General features: G+C 56.1%; 19 protein-coding genes and 1 pseudogene. 16 read left to right on the plus strand and 4 right to left on the minus strand.

Annotated features, from left to right (window positions below):
- Nucleotides 1–102 precede the first annotated feature (102 nt).
- A complete protein-coding gene (locus QMK55_RS25315; protein ID WP_102356535.1) occupies nucleotides 103–1,839 on the minus strand; it encodes an IlvD/Edd family dehydratase in 1,737 nt (578 codons plus the stop codon).
- 194 nt (nucleotides 1,840–2,033) lie between these two features.
- Here QMK55_RS25315 and QMK55_RS25320 point away from each other — a divergent pair, with 194 nt between their 5' ends.
- The 5 genes from QMK55_RS25320 (at nucleotide 2,034) to QMK55_RS25345 (ending at nucleotide 7,732) form a co-directional block, all read left to right on the plus strand.
- Entirely contained in the window at nucleotides 2,034–3,356 is a 1,323-nt protein-coding gene (locus QMK55_RS25320) for an MFS transporter (protein ID WP_320330205.1), read from the plus strand.
- Between the two features lie 152 nt (nucleotides 3,357–3,508).
- Nucleotides 3,509–4,501 carry an AraD1 family protein gene (araD1, locus tag QMK55_RS25330; RefSeq protein ID WP_320330206.1) on the plus strand — a complete coding sequence of 331 codons (993 nt, stop codon included), beginning with the start codon at nucleotides 3,509–3,511 and terminating at the stop codon, nucleotides 4,499–4,501.
- A gap of 9 nt (nucleotides 4,502–4,510) precedes the next feature.
- Nucleotides 4,511–6,091 (plus strand): aldehyde dehydrogenase (NADP(+)), encoded by a 1,581-nt coding sequence (locus tag QMK55_RS25335; RefSeq protein WP_102356532.1) that lies wholly within the window; start codon nucleotides 4,511–4,513, stop codon nucleotides 6,089–6,091.
- Nucleotides 6,092–6,258: 167 nt separating this feature from the next.
- Complete coding sequence (locus QMK55_RS25340; protein WP_102356531.1) at nucleotides 6,259–6,570, plus strand: DUF5629 family protein; 312 nt, start codon at nucleotides 6,259–6,261, stop codon at nucleotides 6,568–6,570.
- Entirely contained in the window at nucleotides 6,557–7,732 is a 1,176-nt protein-coding gene (locus QMK55_RS25345; RefSeq protein WP_320330207.1) for a lactonase family protein, read from the plus strand. The genes QMK55_RS25340 and QMK55_RS25345 overlap by 14 nt, the downstream gene beginning before the upstream one ends.
- 96 nt (nucleotides 7,733–7,828) lie before the next feature.
- On the opposite strand, the gene QMK55_RS25350 is transcribed toward QMK55_RS25345, so the two are convergent.
- Nucleotides 7,829–8,497: a glutathione S-transferase family protein gene (locus QMK55_RS25350; protein ID WP_102356529.1), complete on the minus strand. Its 669-nt coding sequence runs from the start codon at nucleotides 8,495–8,497 to the stop codon at nucleotides 7,829–7,831.
- A 264-nt stretch (nucleotides 8,498–8,761) separates the two neighbouring features.
- Here QMK55_RS25350 and QMK55_RS25355 point away from each other — a divergent pair, with 264 nt between their 5' ends.
- Genes QMK55_RS25355 through QMK55_RS25390 form a run of 8 tightly spaced genes read left to right on the plus strand, consistent with a single transcriptional unit; the run spans nucleotide 8,762 to nucleotide 15,114 of the window.
- Nucleotides 8,762–9,031, plus strand: a complete 270-nt coding sequence (locus QMK55_RS25355; protein ID WP_102356528.1) for an indolepyruvate ferredoxin oxidoreductase subunit alpha — start codon at nucleotides 8,762–8,764, stop codon at nucleotides 9,029–9,031.
- A 37-nt stretch (nucleotides 9,032–9,068) separates the two neighbouring features.
- Nucleotides 9,069–10,103, plus strand: a complete 1,035-nt coding sequence (locus tag QMK55_RS25360; RefSeq protein WP_320330281.1) for an iron-containing redox enzyme family protein — start codon at nucleotides 9,069–9,071, stop codon at nucleotides 10,101–10,103.
- Nucleotides 10,104–10,114: 11 nt separating this feature from the next.
- On the plus strand, nucleotides 10,115–10,804 hold the full coding sequence (locus QMK55_RS25365) for a 2OG-Fe dioxygenase family protein (RefSeq protein WP_134173681.1): 690 nt from the start codon (nucleotides 10,115–10,117) through the stop codon (nucleotides 10,802–10,804).
- A gap of 16 nt (nucleotides 10,805–10,820) precedes the next feature.
- Nucleotides 10,821–11,624 (plus strand): ThiF family adenylyltransferase, encoded by an 804-nt coding sequence (locus tag QMK55_RS25370; RefSeq protein ID WP_127652265.1) that lies wholly within the window; start codon nucleotides 10,821–10,823, stop codon nucleotides 11,622–11,624.
- A 26-nt stretch (nucleotides 11,625–11,650) separates the two neighbouring features.
- Nucleotides 11,651–12,730: a pyridoxal phosphate-dependent aminotransferase gene (locus tag QMK55_RS25375; protein WP_320330208.1), complete on the plus strand. Its 1,080-nt coding sequence runs from the start codon at nucleotides 11,651–11,653 to the stop codon at nucleotides 12,728–12,730.
- A gap of 20 nt (nucleotides 12,731–12,750) precedes the next feature.
- On the plus strand, nucleotides 12,751–13,710 hold the full coding sequence (argC, locus tag QMK55_RS25380) for an N-acetyl-gamma-glutamyl-phosphate reductase (RefSeq protein WP_320330209.1): 960 nt from the start codon (nucleotides 12,751–12,753) through the stop codon (nucleotides 13,708–13,710).
- Nucleotides 13,707–14,570, plus strand: a complete 864-nt coding sequence (dapF, locus tag QMK55_RS25385; protein WP_320330210.1) for a diaminopimelate epimerase — start codon at nucleotides 13,707–13,709, stop codon at nucleotides 14,568–14,570. Before argC ends, dapF begins: the two co-directional genes overlap by 4 nt.
- Complete coding sequence (locus tag QMK55_RS25390) at nucleotides 14,563–15,114, plus strand: N-acetyltransferase family protein (RefSeq protein ID WP_320330211.1); 552 nt, start codon at nucleotides 14,563–14,565, stop codon at nucleotides 15,112–15,114. Before dapF ends, QMK55_RS25390 begins: the two co-directional genes overlap by 8 nt.
- A 50-nt stretch (nucleotides 15,115–15,164) precedes the next feature.
- Here QMK55_RS25390 and QMK55_RS25395 read toward each other — a convergent pair whose 3' ends face one another.
- The gene (locus QMK55_RS25395) at nucleotides 15,165–15,431 is read right to left on the minus strand and encodes a helix-turn-helix transcriptional regulator (protein ID WP_279636296.1); all 267 of its coding nucleotides are present in this window, start codon (nucleotides 15,429–15,431) and stop codon (nucleotides 15,165–15,167) included.
- A pseudogene (locus QMK55_RS25400) lies at nucleotides 15,414–15,785 on the minus strand (autoinducer binding domain-containing protein); the annotation flags it as partial. The gene QMK55_RS25395 and the pseudogene QMK55_RS25400, both read right to left, overlap by 18 nt.
- Before the next feature lie 394 nt (nucleotides 15,786–16,179).
- Between QMK55_RS25400 and QMK55_RS25405 the strand changes: the two are divergent.
- The 3 genes from QMK55_RS25405 to QMK55_RS25415 all read left to right on the plus strand — a co-directional run bounded on the left by QMK55_RS25405 (nucleotide 16,180) and on the right by QMK55_RS25415 (nucleotide 17,174).
- Nucleotides 16,180–16,359 carry a hypothetical protein gene (locus QMK55_RS25405; RefSeq protein WP_242206079.1) on the plus strand — a complete coding sequence of 60 codons (180 nt, stop codon included), beginning with the start codon at nucleotides 16,180–16,182 and terminating at the stop codon, nucleotides 16,357–16,359.
- Between the two features lie 348 nt (nucleotides 16,360–16,707).
- Nucleotides 16,708–16,920 (plus strand): hypothetical protein, encoded by a 213-nt coding sequence (locus QMK55_RS25410; protein ID WP_150652182.1) that lies wholly within the window; start codon nucleotides 16,708–16,710, stop codon nucleotides 16,918–16,920.
- Nucleotides 16,917–17,174 (plus strand): hypothetical protein, encoded by a 258-nt coding sequence (locus QMK55_RS25415; protein WP_242206075.1) that lies wholly within the window; start codon nucleotides 16,917–16,919, stop codon nucleotides 17,172–17,174. The genes QMK55_RS25410 and QMK55_RS25415 overlap by 4 nt, the downstream gene beginning before the upstream one ends.
- The last annotated feature ends 6 nt before the right edge of the window (nucleotides 17,175–17,180 follow it).

A 17,180-nucleotide genomic window follows, 5' to 3' on the forward strand; every position in this document is an offset into this window, starting at 1 on the left:
CCTGAGCGATGGAGATGCCGCGCATCATAGCAGGCACCAGACAATCTTGAGGCGGGTAATGATCGTTCCCACGCAGAGCATGGGAACGATCGGTGGAGAAGGTTAGTGAGAGTGGCGCGGTACTTCAGCCCCTCGGCAACCAACGAGGAAGTCGAAGTCACAGCCCTGATCCGCCTGCAGCACATGGTCGATGTACAACTGCCGATACCCACCGACCAGCAACTGTTGCGGTGGCTGCAAATCGGCCATGCGCGCCAACAGTTCGGCCTCCGGAATATCCAGATGCAGCCGTCCGCTGGCGCAGTCGAGTTCGATCCAGTCGCCTTCCTGCACCACCGCCAAAGGCCCGCCGGCCGCCGCTTCCGGGGCGACGTGCAAAACCACCGTGCCGTACGCGGTGCCGCTCATTCGCGCATCGGAGATGCGCACCATGTCGGTCACACCTTGCGCCAGCAGCTTGGCCGGCAGCCCCATGTTGCCCACCTCGGCCATGCCCGGATAACCCTTCGGTCCGCAGTTCTTCATCACCAGAATCGAATCCTTATCGACGTCCAGCTCAGGATCGTTGATCCGCGCCTTGTACATGTCGAAGTTCTCGAACACCACCGCACGCCCACGATGCTGCATCAGTTCAGGTGTGGCGGCGGAGGGCTTGAGCACGGCACCCAGCGGCGCCAGATTGCCGCGCAACACGCAGATACCGCCGTCGGCGCGGATCGGGTTGTCGAGGGTGCGGATCACTTCGTCTTCGCCATAGATCGGCGCGTCCTTGGTGTTCTCGCCCAGGGTTTTGCCGTTGACGGTCAGCGCATTCGGATTGGGGATCAGATTGGCCTCGCCGAGACGGCGCAGCACCGCCGGCAAACCACCGGCGTAATAGAACTCTTCCATCAGGAAACGCCCGGATGGCTGCAGGTCGACGATGGTCGGCATGCCGCGACCGATACGCGTCCAGTCGTCCAGATTCAGCTCGACGCCGATGCGTCCGGCGATGGCTTTCAGGTGGATCACCGCATTGGTCGAACCGCCAATAGCCGCGTTGACCCGAATGGCGTTTTCAAACGCTTCCTTGGTCAGAATCTTCGACAGACGAAGGTCTTCGCGAACCATCTCCACCGCACGCATCCCGGACATGTGTGCCAGCACATAACGCCGCGCATCCACCGCCGGAATCGCCGCGTTGTGCGGCAAGGACGTGCCCAGTGCTTCGGCCATGCAAGCCATGGTCGACGCGGTGCCCATGGTGTTGCAGGTGCCCGCCGAACGCGACATGCCGCCCTCGGCCGCAAGGAAATCGTCAATGGTAATGGTGCCGGCCTTGACCTGTTCGCTGAGCTGCCAGACCACGGTGCCGGAACCGATGTCCTTGCCCTTGTGCTTGCCGTTGAGCATCGGCCCGCCGGTGACGACGATCGCCGGCACATCGCAACTGGCTGCGCCCATCAGCAGCGCCGGAGTGGTTTTGTCGCAGCCGGTCAGCAGCACCACGCCGTCAATCGGGTTGCCGCGAATCGCCTCTTCGACGTCCATGCTCGCCAGGTTGCGGGTAAGCATGGCGGTGGGGCGCAGGTTTGACTCGCCATTGGAGAACACCGGGAATTCCACTGGAAAGCCACCGGCCTCGATCACCCCGCGTTTGACGTGCTCCGCGATCTGGCGGAAGTGCGCGTTGCACGGGGTCAGTTCCGACCAGGTGTTGCAGATGCCGATGATCGGCTTGCCATGGAACTGGTGGTCGGCGATGCCCTGATTCTTCATCCAGCTGCGGTACATGAAGCCGTTCTTGTCGGCAGTGCCAAACCATTGGGCCGAGCGCAGGGTGGGTTTCTTCTCAGACATGATCGATTCTCTTATTGTAAGACTATTGTTTGCGATTCACGGCTAAACATAAGCTCAAAAACCACGATTTGGAAGTGTTGTTGGGTAATTAGTATTACTATATAGTCGTTTTCGACGGAGGGATTGGCCCTGGCGGTTTTCCGCGAGAGGCGTCCCCCGAGGTTCTATAAAAACAACAATCGGAGACCGACCCCATGAGCCAGGAATTGCGGCTTATCCGCCGCATCACGCTGAAACTGATTCCCTTCCTGATCCTGCTGTACCTGATCGCCTATGTGGATCGCTCCGCCGTCGGCTTCGCCAAGCTGCACATGGGCGCTGACATTGGCATTGGTGATGCGGCTTATGGCCTCGGCGCCGGGCTGTTTTTCATTGGCTACTTCCTGCTGGAAATCCCCAGCAACCTGATGCTCGAACGCTTCGGTGCGCGGCGCTGGTTCGCGCGGATCATGATCACCTGGGGCGCAATCACCATCGGCATGGCGTTCGTCCAGGGCCCGCACAGTTTCTACGTGATGCGCTTTCTGCTCGGCGCGGCAGAGGCGGGGTTCTTTCCCGGCGTTCTGTACTACATCACTCAATGGTTCCCGGTGCGCCATCGCGGCAAGATCCTCGGGCTGTTCATCCTCTCCCAACCGATCGCGATGATGATCACCGGCCCCGTGTCCGGCGGCTTGCTGGGCATGGACGGGATCCTCGGCCTGCACGGCTGGCAGTGGCTGTTCATCGTCATTGGCACCCCGGCAATCCTCCTGACCTGGCCAGTGTTGCGCTGGCTGCCGGACGGCCCGCAGCAAGTGCAATGGATGGAGCAGAGCGAGAAAGACTGGCTGACCGGCGAGCTGAAAAAGGATCTTCAGGAGTACGGCCAGACCCGTCACGGCAACCCGCTGCATGCGCTCAAGGACAAACGCGTGTTGCTGCTGGCGCTGTTTTATCTGCCGGTGACCCTGAGCATTTATGGCCTCGGCTTATGGCTGCCGACACTGATCAAACAGTTCGGCGGCAGTGATCTGGTCACCGGTTTCGTCTCGTCGGTGCCGTACATCTTCGGCATCGTCGGTTTGTTGATCGTGCCGCGCAGTTCCGACCGTATGAATGATCGCTACGGGCATCTGGCGGTGCTGTATGTGCTGGGCGCGATTGGCCTGTTCTTCAGTGCATGGCTGTCGTTGCCGGTGGCGCAACTGGCAGCGCTGTGCCTGGTGGCGTTTGCGCTGTTTTCCTGCACGGCGGTGTTCTGGACCTTGCCCGGGCGGTTCTTCGCTGGTGCCAGTGCGGCGGCGGGAATCGCCTTGATCAACTCGGTGGGTAACCTCGGTGGCTACATCGGGCCGTTCGTGATCGGCGCGTTGAAGGAGTACACCGGGAATCTGGCGTCGGGGTTGTATTTCCTGTCGGGGGTGATGGTGTTCGGTTTGATTTTGACCGGCGTGGTTTACCGCGTGCTTGAGCGCAAACACGTCCTGCCGGCTGACCAATTTGCCGCCAGTGCACGCGGCGCCACACGCACCTGAATACGCCGAACAACACATAACCCATGTGGGAGCGGGCTTGCTCGCGAAAGCGGTGGGTCAGTCACCATCATCGTTGAATGACACACCGCTTTCGCGAGCAAGCCCGCTCCCACAGGGGGAACTGCGGTGTTTTGAGGGAATAGGAGAAAATCATGCATCTGGTTCAATTCGAATTGATTAACGGCAAGCGTCGTATCGGCGTGGTCGACCACGGTCTGGTGCGCGAAGTCCAGGACGCACGCACCACACGCGATCTGGCGCTGGCCGCCGTCGAGGCCGGCAAAAGCCTTGAGCAGCAAGTGCAAACCCTCGGCCTCGGCATCAGCCATGACTACGCCGAACTGCTGAACAGCCGGCGCATCCTGCCGCCACTGGATCACCCGGACCCGGCGCACCTGCTGGTCAGTGGCACCGGCCTCACGCACCTGGGCAGCGCCTCGGCGCGAGACAAAATGCACCAGCACGCCGCTGACGAAGCGCAAATGACCGACACCATGCGCATTTTCAAATGGGGCGTGGAGGGCGGCAAACCGGCGACGGGGCAGGCGGGTGTGCAACCGGAGTGGTTCTACAAAGGCGACGGCAGCATCGTCGTCCGTCCGGGCGAAGCCTTCCCGCTGCCACCGTTCGCCGAAGACGCCGGTGAGGAGCCGGAAATGGCCGGCCTCTACGTCATCGGCCACGACGGCAAACCGTATCGCCTCGGCTTTGCGGTGGGCAACGAGTTCTCCGACCACGTCATGGAACGCAAGAATTACCTGTACCTGGCGCACTCGAAACTGCGCAGTTGCAGTTACGGCCCGGAACTTCGTACCGGCGAATTGCCGCAACATCTGGCCGGCACCAGCCGCATCCTGCGCGACGGCGAAGTGCTGTGGCAGAACGAGTTTCTCAGCGGCGAAGCCAACATGTGCCACAGCCTCGCCAACCTTGAATATCACCACTTCAAGTACAGCCAGTTCCTGCGTCCGGGCGACGTGCACATTCACTTTTTCGGCACCGCTACCCTGTCGTTCGCCGATGGCATTCGCACACAACCGGGCGACGTGTTCGAGATCAGCCAGGCTGAATTCGGCGCACCGCTGGTCAACGGCATTGCTCCGGCAGCAGCGGTTTTTCAACCGGACAGCATCGGCACCCTTTAAGGAGATCCCATGACTCAGATCCTCGGCCACAACTACATCGGCGGTCAGCGCAGTGCCGCTGGCAACGTCAAACTGCAATCTGTCGACGCAACCACGGGCGAACAGTTGCCGCACGATTTCATCCAGGCCACCGCTGAAGAAGTCGACGCCGCCGCCAAGGCCGCTGCCGCCGCGTACCCGGCGTATCGCAGCCTCAGCGCCGAACGCCGTGCGCAGTTTCTCGACGCGATTGCCGATGAACTGGATGCGCTGGGCGATGATTTCGTTGCCGTGGTCTGCCGCGAAACCGCGCTGCCAGCGGGGCGGATTCAGGGCGAACGCGGTCGCACCAGCGGCCAGATGCGCCTGTTCGCCAAAGTCCTGCGGCGCGGTGATTTCTATGGCGCACGAATCGACCTGCCGTTGCCGGATCGCCAGCCGTTGCCGCGCCCGGACCTGCGCCAATACCGCATCGGCCTCGGTCCGGTTGCGGTATTCGGTGCGAGCAACTTCCCTTTGGCGTTTTCCACCGCTGGCGGCGATACGGCTTCGGCGTTGGCGGCCGGGTGCCCGGTGGTGTTCAAGGCCCACAGCGGCCATATGGCTACAGCAGAACTGGTCGCTGATGCATTGATTCGCGCGGCGGAAAAAACCGCCATGCCGGCCGGGGTGTTTAACATGATCTATGGCGGGGGCGTTGGCGAATGGCTGGTCAAGCATCCGGCGATTCAGGCAGTGGGCTTCACCGGTTCGCTCAAGGGCGGTCGGGCGCTGTGCGACATGGCCGCAGCGCGGCCGCAACCGATTCCGGTGTTCGCCGAGATGTCGAGCATCAACCCGGTGATCGTTTTGCCGCAGGCGTTGGCCGAGCGTTCGGAGTCCATCGCCCGTGACCTGACTGCCTCGGTAGTGCAGGGCTGCGGTCAGTTCTGCACCAATCCCGGACTGGTCATCGGTATCCGCTCGGCGCAATTCAGCGCCTTCGTGCAGCAAGTCGCCGGGCTGATCGGCGATCAACCGGCGCAGACCATGCTCAACGCCGGCACCCTCGACAGCTACGGCAAAGGCTTGCACAAGCTCCTGGCGCATCCCGGCATCGAACATCTGGCAGGCCAGACGCAGCAAGGCAATCAGGCATTGCCGCAACTGTTCAAGGCGGATGTCAGCCTGTTGATCAACGGTGATGAAGTGCTGCAGGAAGAAGTGTTTGGCCCGACCACGGTGATCGTCGAAGTGGCGGACAATGCCGAGCTCAGCTCGGCGCTACAGGGGCTGCATGGACAGCTGACGGCGACGATTATCGGTGAGCAGGCCGACTTCGAACGCTTCCCGGAACTGACGCCGTTACTCGAGCAGAAGGTCGGGCGGATCCTGCTCAATGGTTACCCGACCGGAGTCGAAGTGTGTGATTCGATGGTGCATGGCGGGCCGTATCCGGCAACGTCCGATGCCCGTGGCACGTCGGTGGGGACCCTGGCGATCGATCGCTTCCTGCGTCCGGTGTGCTTCCAGAACTACCCGGATTTTATGCTTCCCGAGCCGCTGAAGAATGGCAATCCATTGCGCATCCAGCGGCTGGTCGATGGCAAGCCGTCACGCGACGCCCTGTAAATCGCGCCGCCCCCCCCTGTGGGAGCGGGCTTGCTCGCGAAGGCATTCTTTCAGTCAGTGATTCATTGCCTGACACACCGCTTTCGCGAGCAAGCCCGCTCCCACAAGGATCTCCAGCGACAATGAGCTATCATTTGCCCTTTCCCCCCTAAGAAAGACTGTTTGCCATGACTGCCCAAACCCTTCTCGACGTCCTCGAACACTGCGATATGGTCGAAATCGATGGCTTGCACGCCTTCGAATTCGCCCTCGACGAAGATGACAACCTGCACATCGAATGCATCGACGGCCGAGCGGCCAAGCATTGGGAGTTCACCCCGGCTCAGGTTGAGGCAGCAACGTTTGACGAAGACCTGCAGAGCTGGCTGATCATTGGTTTTGCCAGCGACACCAAGACCACTGGCGAACACCGCCTGGTCTGTCTCGGCGATGTAGTCAGCAGCAGCGACGACGAGGACGATACCGATGAAAATGCGTAAATTCTGGCCGCTGCTGATGGCCGGCAGCGTCGGCGCCATGGGCCTGTCCACGGCCTCTGCAGAAAGCTTCCAGTTGCTGGTCGGTTCCTACACCGCCAACACCAGCCAGGGCCTCTATCGAATGAACTTCGACAGCGCCACAGGCCAGATCGCCTCCAAACCGCTGCAGGTGGTGAAGAGCGAAAACCCGTCGTGGCTGACCCTGTCCAAAGACCAGCATCGTCTGTTTGTGGTCAATGAAAACGGCCCGGGCCAGAAAGACCCGGTCGGCCGCGTCAGCAGCTATTCGATCGATCCCAAGACTCACGCCCTGAGCCTGATCAATCAGGTGCAGAGCCTGGGCAACGAGCCAACCCACTCGAGCCTGAGCGGCGATGCCAGCCATCTGTTCGTCAGCAACTATTCGGTGGTGGAAGATCCGGGTGGCACCCTCGCGGTGTTGCCGGTCGGTGCTGACGGCAAACTCAAACCGGTGGTACAGATGAGCGCGCACCCGGCGAGCCGGGTCAATCCCGAGCGTCAGGCCTCGAACCACGTGCACTCGACTGTTTCCTCGCCGGACGGTCGCTACGTGTTCTCCAATGACTTGGGCGCGGACAAGGTGTTCATTTACCAGTTCGACCCGAAAGCCAACCCGGAGCTGCCGTTGACCCCGGCGAAAACCGCTTCCGTCGCCATGCCCGCCGGCAGCGGCCCGCGCCATCTGCTGTTCAGCGCTGATGGCAAACACGCCTGGCTGACCATGGAGATGAGCGCGCAGGTCGCGGTTTTCGATTATAACGACGGCGTGCTGACCCAGACGCAGCTGGTCGATCTGGCAGCCGGTCAGCCGACTTCGGACAAGGCCGGTGCGGCGCTACACGCCTCGGCGGATGGCAAGTTCCTCTACGTCAGCAACCGTGGCACTGCCAATCAGTTGGTGGTGTTTGCGATTGATCCGGCGAGCGGCCAGCTCAAAGAGCTGCAAAAACGCTCGGTGGAAGGTGATCACCCGCGCGAGTTCAGCCTCGACCCAAGTGGCAAATTTCTGCTGATTGCCAACCAGAAGAGCAACGAAATTGTCGTCGTCGAGCGCGATGGCAAGACCGGTCTGCTCGGCAAAACCGTGCAAAAACTGCCGATGGACGCGCCGAGCGATCTGAAATTTCTGCTCGGCAAGTAATCGCTCGCGCCAAGATTGTAGACACAGCAAAACGGGCATCAACTGATGGGTTGATGCCCGTTTTTATTGCACGTGAAATACCGCAGAAGCTGACTACTAATCGAATAACTTCAAATCAATGCCCTCTGTCGCCAAGGCACGTTGCACCGCAGGTCGCTCGATCACCGATTGCACAAGGCGATGCCAGGCGGGAAACGACTTATTCATATCCAGATCAATCCACTTACCCCAGATCCAGAAAACCAACAACACCGGGTGGACAACGTTATATCCACGTAATACCGATGGGCCCTGTGCCTCGACAATGTGCTGCTCGATAAACCTGTAGTTATCCATGACATTGCGCCGGCCCTTTTCGACAATGGCGGGGAATAGATTTTCATCGTCAACAAACCGCTGTGGTCGCCAGACCTGACCATAAGAAAGACTGTGCACTGTTCCGGATAACCAGTTCAGCCATTCGAGGCAACGGCCCAACTCCCCAGGCGTGCCGGGAATAAAACGCCCGGTTTTTTCTTCAAGCGCAAGATAGGCAAGGATGGCGGGTAACTCCGTCAACACTCCGGCTTCTTCCCCAATCGGACTGTCCAGACAAAGCAGGGCAGGGACTCGTCCCTTCGGATTAATGCTCAGGTACTCGGGTGTTTGGGTACCAATGCCCTTCAGGGCCGAGCGCAATTCAAGTTTGAACGGCTGTGCCAATTCTTCAAGAAGGATATGGGCGGCCAGTGAACAGGCGCCCGGCGAGTAATAAAGAAGGTACATACAGGCCTCGGGTAAACGTCGTTGTTTTTAATGGAAATCCCTATCGCGGCCGAGTCTATCACTGTTCCAGAGGTGCGGGTAAGGCGCCGCGATAGTTGCAGAAAACGTTGAAGGCACGAACAAGAATTTTATGCACCTGTAGTTTCCTACAGTGTACATAAAGTTGAAATAACGACTAAATGGCAGCGCTTTCCAGAGATCTTGGCAATTGCCGGATTTTCCAGGTTGGCGTGATTCGAAGATGAACGACGAAGGAACGTCCAGATGCCATACGTAGTTGGGAAAGAGTGTCTCTCGTGCAAATCTACAGTCTGTGTAGATGTCTGTCCTGTCGACGCATTTCGCGATGCCGACTACCAACTGGTCATTTGTCCGGATACCTGCATCGAATGCGGTGTATGTGAGCCTGAGTGTCCTGTCGACGCAATAATCAATCCCGAAGAGTACTCGGGTGAAAACCACGACGTGATAACCCTGAATTCAGAGTTGTCGAAAACGTCGCCGGTGATTTTTAAATCAGTCACTGCACAGTAACTACGGAAAACAACTTATAAGGATGTTCACAGTGAAGGTGGAAGGGTTGAACCTGCTTGAATGGTTTGTTGCGATGGAACGCAACCCTGATGAATGGAACTTCGTTAACGAAGATTTTGATATTCGCAGGAACGTTAATCAGTTGGCTCGATTGCTGGTGCACGACGCCTATGTCAATAAAAACCAGGATGCGCTCGCCACGTTGCATGAGTGCCTGGCGATCATTTATCGAAACGAGTTCGAGTGCACCCGTATTGAACAAGTCAATGCGGACCGTCGACCGATTGTCAGCGACGTTCAGTCGGTGCTGGAGGGCGCCATGCTCCAGTATGAAATGCAAGGTCTGTCGGATGCCGACGTCAGCGGTTTTCCGGCCAATGGCAAGGAATATGTCAAATGGCTGAAAAAACTGGTGTCAAAGAGCCCATCGAGTGTGCATCCGTTTTACACGCACTTTCTCAGTGAGGAAGCAACAGCGACGGACGTTAAGTACTACTTGATTCAAGAGACCAATCTTGATCCGAAGTTCGACGATATTCTGGCGTTTATGCAGATCGGTTTGCCGGTTGGGCAAAAGCTCGAACTGGCGAAGAATTACTTCGATGAAATGGGTAATGGCGTCGAGGCCGACGTACATTCCAGAATGTTTGCACAGACACTGAGGGCTGCGGGTGTGGACGATTCCGATATGTCCAGCGCGATGCTGCTGCAATCGATCGTTTCCGGCAACGTCAGTTCCTGCCTCGCATTGTCTCGTCGGCATTACTTCAAAGCGGTTGGCTATTTCGGTGTGACTGAATATCTGGCACCACGCCGATTCAAGCATGTGATCAAGGCTTGGGAGCGAAACAACATGCCCGCGCACGGGATTGAATATCACAAGCTCCATGTCTACATCGACACGGAACATGCCAATGGCTGGTTTAACAATGTGGTTGTGCCGTTGGTGGATCACGATCCGCGTATCGGTCGCGAAATCGCCATTGGCGCACTTATTCGCATCAACTCTTCCGCGCGCTATCTGGACGAACTGAGTGTTCGTCTGGGCAGCAACGCAACGACACCGGCTTAAGGAGTGAGTCGATGCCTTTCAATCAGGACGGCTTCAGTATTGTCGATCTTGGGGTAATACCCGCCGATGTAATCGACAGTTTTTCACGCTTGGCACTCGATCAATACATGGGGGGTGGCAACCGCTACCGGCGCTTTTCCCAGTACAAGATGATTGCCAGCGCCACGGGCTGGAACTTTGAATTGCTGGCCCATCGTCCGTACATGACGTTTTCCAAATACAACCCTGTTGCAGGCGGAATCCAGCGGTTTTATGAGCCTATCGAGGTCGACTTCACGCCATTCATCGAGCGTGGGGCGAAGGATATCGGCCTGGATGCAACGCAGGAATGGCAAATCAACGTTCATCAATATCGGGTGATCGTTAACTCGGAGTTGAAGGGCGTTACCGTTCCGGAAGGGCGCCATCGTGATGGACATTCGTTTGTCATGATCGGTGTAGTGACCCGCAAAGATATCAGCGGCGCTGAAATGAGCCTGTATCGCAATGCCAGGGACACCGACCCTTTCTATACCGGCACGCTGCTCGAGGGCCAGGCGGCCTTGCTTGATGACCAGAATATGTTCCATGACGTGACTGAAATTATTCCAGTCAATGAAGAGGGTTATCGCGACATTTTTGTCGTGGCGTTTTCCCCATGGACGGATCGCTGGCATGGCGATGAGTTTGAAAAGAAAGTCATTGAATCCGTACAAGCCTGATTAGTTGGAGATAACGATGCAACAGCCACATGATTTTTCCCGGGATGTTTTGTTTAGTCGCATGGTGGGTCTGGTGTCCGAGGAGGAACTCAATGTTCTTGCCGGAAAACGAGTCGCAGTACCAGGCTGTGGAGGCACCGGTTATACCTATGCGGAGTGCCTGGTGCGCATGGGCGTTGGCGGCGTAAATATTGCCGACGCTGACACATTTGGCCCGGAAAACATGAACAGACAATTCGGCTGTTCGACGCACACCATCGGCAGAAAAAAATCTGAAGTGTTGTCGGAGCGACTGCTGTCGATTAACCCACAAGTTTCCGTGCAAGCCATCGATTATCTGGATGAGTTCAACGTCAGCGACTACCTCAGCGGTGTCGACGTTGTGTGCGACACGTTGGACTTCTTTGTGATCAAGCCACGCCAACTGCTTTATAAAGAGGCTCGTCGTCGAAATATTCCTGTCGTACTTTGCTGTCCGGTCGCGTATGGGGTAACAGTGCATGTTTTTCTGCCGAATGGCCCGACGTTCGAAGAGTTCTTCGATATTTCGGATCAGGACAGCGAACTTGAAAGCCTGCAGAAGTTTGGTGGGAAACTCGCGCCGTCAAAACTATACAAACAATACATTGATTCGCCGAAACTGGATTTCGAGAAGCAGAAAGTATCATCGCTGAGTGCGACCTGTCTGATGGCGACTTCATTCGGCTCGATGCTGGCTCACACGTTGCTCTTGGGGCAGACCTCAAACGTCAAAGCTGTGCCACATAGCTACGAATTTGATCTCAGAGCACTGATGTTTACCGAAAACAAGAAAAACTGATTCCAGGACGGAAAAGGGGAACGTGGGTGAGCCAGCCTTACAGTATGCAGGAATGGGTGTTTAGAGAAGCCCATGGCAAGTACGACATTGATCTGGGAGACAGTAATGCTCCTTGCATCAAAGCAGGGATTTTCAGTGCCGATATTGAAGATTTGGTATTGGACTATGGAACGGATCGCGGCAGCCACGCCTTGGCGATGCAGGTCGCGAAACTCTATGGTATCGAACGCTGTAATGTTGGCATCGCTCACGGTGCGCAGGAAGCGCTTTATCTCTTGTATCGCACGTTGCTCAACGTCGGTGATCATGTCATTACATTTTCTCCGGGTTGGCAACAGTCCTGGAAGGTGCCAGAGGAAATAGGGTGTTCGATCAGTGTTCTTGAATATGACGCGAACTTCAAAGTTTCTGCTGCGGCAGTTCGGGACGCACTGAGGACGAATACCCGTGTCATCATTCTTAATAATCCCTGCAACCCGACCGGTAAGTCGATCGATGCCGATCAATTAAGACAAATCGTTAGAGTGGCCAGGGAACGGAATATATGTGTTATCGCCGATGAAGAATACCTGACCGATATGAAGTCGTCGGTGGTCCATTTCGATCTGGATAATGTCATCGCCGTGTCAGGTGTATCGAAAATCTTTGGCGCCCCCGGCATCCGGGTTGGGTGGATGTGCGGACCCGGCAATATCGTGGCCAGGGCTATGGATTACAAGCATTTGACCACCATTTCAAATTCGGTTATCTGCGAAAAAATTGCAGAGCGCATTTTGCTCAACTACGACGGGTTGCTGAATAATTACCTGCAACTGTGCCACAACGGTTATGAGGTGCTTCAGCAATGGTCCCGGGATTGTTTCCCGATGCTCGAACTTGTTGCACCAGAGGGAACACCCTTTTGTTGGGTTCACCTGACTTCCTCGGAAAGCTCGCTGGATTTTTGTCGAAGGGTATTGCACCACACCCGGGTACTGACTATGCCCGCCGAAGTGTTTGGTCAGCGCAATGGAATGCGAATTACGTTTGCCAGGCCCGTGGATGAACTGCGGGATGGACTCGGGCGGATCAAGTCCGAGTTCAAGTATATCTTGTCTATGTATTGATTGCTCGGAGAGTACCGGTCGTGAAAAAAATATTCATTGATGGCGAATCTGGAACCACCGGATTACAGATTCGACAGCATCTAAGAGCGCATCCAGAAGTCACGCTGATCAGCATCGACGAGAACGCCAGAAAAAATCTCGATGAGAAGAAGCGTCTGATCGCAGAAGCAGACCTGACCATAATGTGCCTGCCTGACCTGGCCGCCAAAGAACTCGTGTCTGCCGTGCAGTCAATCGATTGCCGCTTGATCGATGCAAGTTCAGCGCACCGTACCGCCGCGCAGTGGCTCTATGGGCTCGCGGAATTATCTGGCGCTCAGCGCGAGAACATCAGGCAGGCGCGGCGGGTTACCAACCCCGGTTGCTTCGCCACTGGCGCAATACTGTTATTGCGGCCCTTGATTCGCAGCGGCAAGGTCCCGGCTCATGCGCCGTTGACCATTAATGCGATATCCGGTTATTCGGGCGGTGGTGCGGCAATGGTCCGGGAGTATGAAAGTGAATCCCCGCCTTTTGCTCATCACCTCTATGGTTTGAGCTTCAATCATAAACATTTGCCGGAAATGGCGGTGTACTCCGGCCTTGAAAGTCCGCCGATTTTTATCCCGGCAGTGGGTAATTTCCATCGTGGCATGCTGGTCTCCATTCCGTTGTTCCTGGCGCCGGGCGTGACACCTGAACAGCTACGTGAATGCCTTGCGCAATGTTATGCCGACGAACCCTTTGTCAGGGTTGCTTCTGCACAGGAGTCCAGCGCGGCCAGTCAGAGTAGGCTGGAGGCGCAGGTGGTAGCCGGTTCCAATACGGTAGATCTGTATGTGTTCGGCGATGCTTCGGGGAATGATCGGTCCCGTGCCTTGTTGGTGGCCAGGCTGGATAATCTTGGCAAGGGTGCATCAACCGCCGCGGTGCAGAACATGAACATCATGTTGGGTTTTCCCGAGTCTCTGGGTTTGCTCGAATCGACAGGAGCCGTATGAAAATGGACTTTGTAAAGTACTCCGCGCAGGGCAATGATTACATTGTCATCGATCCCAACAAGGCGCCGATCAACTTTGATATTGAATGGGTGCGCAAGATCTGCGATCGCCGTACCGGCATTGGTGCCGATGGCGTGTTATATGGCCCGCATCTGGTTAACGGGAAGCTTGGCCTGGAGGTCTATAACTCGGACGGTTCGGCGTGCGGTAAAAGTGGCAATGGTTTGCGCGTGTTCTCGCGTTATCTTGTCGATAACGATTATGTGCAATCCGACAGTTTCAATATCTGGCTGATTCGTCTGGCGCAAAGTGTTGCCGTGCAACGCTTGCCGGCACACAACCAGTTTCTCGTCAGCCTGGGTTCTTTTTGTCTGGAGAGCAAAAAGGTCCCGGTGATCATGGATAAAAAGAAAACCGTGTTGAACGAGCCTTTTCACATTGCGGGCAAGGATATGTCCATTTCATGTGTCGATATTGGTAATCCGCATTGTGTGGTTTTTGGTCAACCCGCGAACAGGGCTACTGCGGAACTGCTGGGGCCACTGATTTCCCAGCACTCCATGTTCCCCAACAAAACCAATGTGCAATTCGTCAACATCGTCGACCCTTCGTGCATTGAGGTCGAAACGTGGGAGCGGGGATCTGGATATACCCTGGCGTCGGGCAGCAGTGCCTGTGCGGCGGCAGCGGTTTGTCATACCCTGGGACTGGTAGACGCTGATGTGACGGTGGTGATGCCCGGAGGCAAAATGTCGGTGTTCATTGATCCCGACTGCACCTTGAATCTGGTCGGTTCGGTTGCGCATGTTTTTTCCGGCATGTTTTCCTACGACTTCGAGAAGGGCATGCAAAATGTATGAGTCCTCGCGCTACACCTGTCGCGCGGCCACGCTGGCAGACCTCCCCACTATCGTTGATATCTACAACCGCGCAATTGAAGCGGGGAACAGCACGTGCGACGTCGAACCGGTCAGTGTTGAAGCCTGGAAACCGTGGTTTTTGAAGCATGTCGGCAGCCGGCGACCTGTCTGGGTCGCGGAAGACACCTCGAATCCGGGTGGTGGCGTCATCGGTTATTTGTCGCTTTCCTACTTCATGAATGAGCGTCCGGGATATTTCCGAACCGCTGATCTCGGGCTCTATATTCATCCGCTCCATCAATCAAAAGGTGTTGGGTCTTTCCTGTTGCAGTCAATCATGGAGTCCGCGGCACTGCTGGATATCGAAGTGATTGCCACGACAATTTTTGCGCATAATCAACAAAGTTTGCGGCTGTTCGAAAAGTGGGGATTTACCCGTTGGGGATTCATGCCAGGCGTTGCGCGGGTGCGGGGAGAAGATTTTGATCTGGTGATGGTGGGCAAAAAACTTTACGGCAACGAAGCGGTCGTTGGCGCTGCCTGATGATGTCGCGTGGCAACAGACGGGGAGTGATCGATACTCCCCGGTTAACGTTAGATGAGACCTAACAGCGCGGCTTTCACGGCCGCCGCTGTTTTATTGGTGGTGTTCAATTTTTGCATGATGTTAACGGTGTGATGCGTCACGGTTCGCTCTGTCACACCGAGCACTTTTCCGATGACCTCGCCGGTTTTACCATCCGCCACCCACTTGAGGATTTCAACCTCTCTGGGGCTGAGCTTTTCATTGGATTGGTAGGGTGAACTCAGTGTGATTATTTCGGAAAGACAAGCATGAGTCAGTCTGACCAGTTTTGACATCTTTGCCTCCTTGGCGTCCAGTTCCTGCAGGGTAATTGCATCGGTTGATCGACTGAGAGTGACCACGCCCTTGATTGCGAAGTTGTACCAGGATGATTGCAGCCAACCATGATTCAGGTTGAATTTTTTCATTTCAGCGTAAAGCAATGCGTGGTCTTTGAAGATATCTTCCGACCAGAGCAAGGGTTCATTGCTTTTGAGTGCCCGTTGCAACGCCGGGTCGGAATCTACAAAGTTATGAGTTTCATAATGTTCGTTCCAGCGGGGGTCGTAGTTGTTTTTCGAAAATGATCTTGGAGCGGTGATGGGAAGGGCGTATCTGAAGTGATAGTTGATGTAGTCGAAGCCTAAAAGGCGTGATTTTTTTTTAGTACTTCAAAAGCCCATTCAATGTTCCTGTTTTTTACAGCATCCATTAGCTCAAAGTTACACTCGCACATTCAAACGTCCTGTTATTCTGGCCAGAAAAAAGCGCCGGAATTATACTGATATAATTTTGTCGTTATAAAGATGTTTTATGTCGCATTTATGAATTTATTTTCATGAGTATAGATTTACGCACCATATTGGTGCGCTCGTGGAATTTTCACGGTTCCCGTCTCGTGATCCCAGGCGTGCGCGGTGCGTTATCAATCCCGTTGATAACTGCTACTGCTACAAAGCATTTCAAGCGAGCAACCCCTGAGCGTTAAGTTTGCTTCACGGCCCACCCGGGCAAGCAAGCCAACCGAACACGAGGAATACCGCCATGAACTTCAATCTCTTCTCTGTCATCGCCGCTTCCGCCATCTCTGCCGCCGTGGTACTGCCAGCCGGCGCCAACGTTGAAATCACCAGCAAAAAATCCCACACCCAGAGCTACACTCAGAAATACCTGCAACAGAGCGCCAACTTCTACGCCGCCCTGGATCACAAAGCCCAACACTGAAAGTCTGCACACAACGCCCTTGCAGGCGCTGCCGAAGGCTGCAGTCTTGATCTTGCCCTTGGGATCGTTCCCACGCTCCGCGTGGGAACGCAGCCCGTGACGCTCCGTGTCACTGGACGCAGAGCGTCCCAAGAGGTATTCCCACGCTGAGCATGGGAACGATCAGATCGCAGCCTTCGGCAGCGCCTACACGTGTGTTTTTCGCAAACCGATAGGTTTCTTCAAACGCGCAAATAGACTGGCTAAATAATCAACGAAGCTGATGTTTACTATGGAAAACCCTGAGTGGTTGCCACGGCTTTTTTGATCGATTCTGTGGGCATCGAAACATGCCCACGGGAGAAGACCATGGCCAGCGCAATCCTTCATTCAGCCAAACGCGGCGCCTACCTGGCCATTGGTCTTTACCTGGCCGTGGTGCTGGTCGTCAGCATCGCCTCGCAAATGGAACACAGCTTCGACGCACCGATTCAAGTCGCCCATCCCGGCATCCAGTTCGAAGTCCGCTCACAAAGCGTGATGGTCGACCGGGCTGAACTCGCGGGAGTCGGCGGAGCATGAAAGGCTACAGACTCTGGGTAGTCGCCGGTTTGGCGTTTTTCACCAACGGCGCTTCACTATTGGGTATCGGCCAAGGCTCGGTGGGAGCATTGGCCCGGGCCATAGAGGCCAATCACAGCATTGCGCACAACATCGAAAGGGCGAACACATTGGGGCTGATGGCCGGCAATCCACCGGTGAAAGTCTCGGCCGATTTTCTCGGCCCGTTCGAAGTGGATTGCATGGCACTCGGCATGTGCAATGCGCTGGCTTGACCCTGA

It is taken from the genome of Pseudomonas sp. P8_229, from assembly GCF_034008635.1.
In the GTDB taxonomy this organism is placed as follows: domain Bacteria; phylum Pseudomonadota; class Gammaproteobacteria; order Pseudomonadales; family Pseudomonadaceae; genus Aquipseudomonas.

What these genes read in the sequence shown, in the direction of transcription:
- QMK55_RS25315 (WP_102356535.1), bottom strand. Translation starts at nt 1,839, where the DNA reads ATGTCTGAGAAGAAACCCACCCTGCGCTCGGCCCAATGGTTTGGCACT.
- QMK55_RS25365 (WP_134173681.1), top strand. Translation starts at nt 10,115, where the DNA reads ATGCCTTTCAATCAGGACGGCTTCAGTATTGTCGATCTTGGGGTAATA.
- QMK55_RS25340 (WP_102356531.1), top strand. Translation starts at nt 6,259, where the DNA reads ATGACTGCCCAAACCCTTCTCGACGTCCTCGAACACTGCGATATGGTC.
- QMK55_RS25410 (WP_150652182.1), top strand. Translation starts at nt 16,708, where the DNA reads ATGGCCAGCGCAATCCTTCATTCAGCCAAACGCGGCGCCTACCTGGCC.
- QMK55_RS25405 (WP_242206079.1), top strand. Translation starts at nt 16,180, where the DNA reads ATGAACTTCAATCTCTTCTCTGTCATCGCCGCTTCCGCCATCTCTGCC.
- QMK55_RS25355 (WP_102356528.1), top strand. Translation starts at nt 8,762, where the DNA reads ATGCCATACGTAGTTGGGAAAGAGTGTCTCTCGTGCAAATCTACAGTC.
- QMK55_RS25415 (WP_242206075.1), top strand. Translation starts at nt 16,917, where the DNA reads ATGAAAGGCTACAGACTCTGGGTAGTCGCCGGTTTGGCGTTTTTCACC.
- QMK55_RS25390 (WP_320330211.1), top strand. Translation starts at nt 14,563, where the DNA reads ATGTATGAGTCCTCGCGCTACACCTGTCGCGCGGCCACGCTGGCAGAC.
- QMK55_RS25345 (WP_320330207.1), top strand. Translation starts at nt 6,557, where the DNA reads ATGAAAATGCGTAAATTCTGGCCGCTGCTGATGGCCGGCAGCGTCGGC.
- QMK55_RS25395 (WP_279636296.1), bottom strand. Translation starts at nt 15,431, where the DNA reads ATGTCAAAACTGGTCAGACTGACTCATGCTTGTCTTTCCGAAATAATC.
- araD1 (WP_320330206.1), top strand. Translation starts at nt 3,509, where the DNA reads ATGCATCTGGTTCAATTCGAATTGATTAACGGCAAGCGTCGTATCGGC.
- dapF (WP_320330210.1), top strand. Translation starts at nt 13,707, where the DNA reads ATGAAAATGGACTTTGTAAAGTACTCCGCGCAGGGCAATGATTACATT.
- QMK55_RS25350 (WP_102356529.1), bottom strand. Translation starts at nt 8,497, where the DNA reads ATGTACCTTCTTTATTACTCGCCGGGCGCCTGTTCACTGGCCGCCCAT.
- QMK55_RS25320 (WP_320330205.1), top strand. Translation starts at nt 2,034, where the DNA reads ATGAGCCAGGAATTGCGGCTTATCCGCCGCATCACGCTGAAACTGATT.
- QMK55_RS25370 (WP_127652265.1), top strand. Translation starts at nt 10,821, where the DNA reads ATGCAACAGCCACATGATTTTTCCCGGGATGTTTTGTTTAGTCGCATG.
- QMK55_RS25335 (WP_102356532.1), top strand. Translation starts at nt 4,511, where the DNA reads ATGACTCAGATCCTCGGCCACAACTACATCGGCGGTCAGCGCAGTGCC.